Genomic DNA, 1,171 nt, shown 5'->3' with positions numbered 1-1,171 from the left:
TCCCGTCACCCGTTGCGGGAGTTGGTCACCGCGTCCGACGCGATGCCGCTGCTCGTGGAGCGGGAGCGGGCCCTGTACGGGTCGTGGTACGAGTTCTTCCCGCGTTCGGAGGGCACGGCCGAGCAGCCGCACGGCACGTTCCGTAGCGCCGCCCGGCGTCTGAGGGCGATCGCGGAGATGGGCTTCGACGTCGTCTACCTGCCGCCGGTCCATCCGATCGGCACGACGTTCCGCAAGGGCCGCAACAACGCCCTCACCGCCCACCCGGACGACGTCGGGGTGCCGTGGGCGATCGGTTCCCCGGAGGGCGGGCACGACGCCGTCCACCCCGGCCTGGGCACGATCGAGGACTTCGACCACTTCGTCGGCCGGGCACGGGAGTTGGGCCTGGAGGTCGCCCTGGACTTCGCCCTGCAGTGCTCCCCGGACCATCCATGGGTGCACAAGCACCCGGAGTGGTTCCACCACCGCCCGGACGGCACGATCGCCTACGCGGAGAACCCGCCGAAGAAGTACCAGGACATCTACCCCATCGCGTTCGACGCGGACCTGGACGGCCTGGTCACCGAGACGGTGCGGGTGCTGCGGCACTGGATGGCGCACGGGGTGCGGATCTTCCGGGTGGACAACCCGCACACCAAGCCGGTCGTGTTCTGGGAGCGGGTGATCGCGGAGGTCAACGGCGCCGACCCGGATGTCATCTTCCTGGCGGAGGCCTTCACCCGCCCGGCGATGATGCACACCCTCGCGCAGATCGGTTTCCAGCAGTCGTACACGTACTTCACCTGGCGCAACAGCAAGCAGGAGCTGACCGAGTACCTGACCGAACTGTCGGGTGAGGCGGCCTCCTACATGCGGCCCAACTTCTTCGCCAACACCCCCGACATCCTGCACGCCTACCTCCAGCACGGCGGCCGCCCGGCCTTCGAGATCCGTGCCGTGCTCGCCGCCACCCTCTCCCCCGCCTGGGGCATCTACAGCGGCTACGAACTGTGCGAGAACACGCCACTGCGGGAGGGCAGCGAGGAGTACCTCGACTCGGAGAAGTACCAGCTCAAACCCCGCGACTGGGACGCCGCCGCACGCGAGGGCCGCACCCTCGCCCCCCTCATCACCCGCCTCAACGACATCAGGCGGCGCCACCCCGCGCTACAGCGCCTGCGGAACCTCC

General features: G+C 69.3%; 1 pseudogene. It reads left to right on the top strand.

Going from position 1 to position 1,171, the window contains the following annotated elements:
* Positions 1-1,171 (top strand): annotated as a pseudogene (locus tag ACWC5O_RS45505) (alpha-1,4-glucan--maltose-1-phosphate maltosyltransferase); the annotation flags it as partial.

The sequence above is a fragment of the Streptomyces sp. NPDC001450 genome, assembly GCF_053597295.1.
This window is presented reverse-complemented; position numbering and strand designations above follow the sequence as displayed.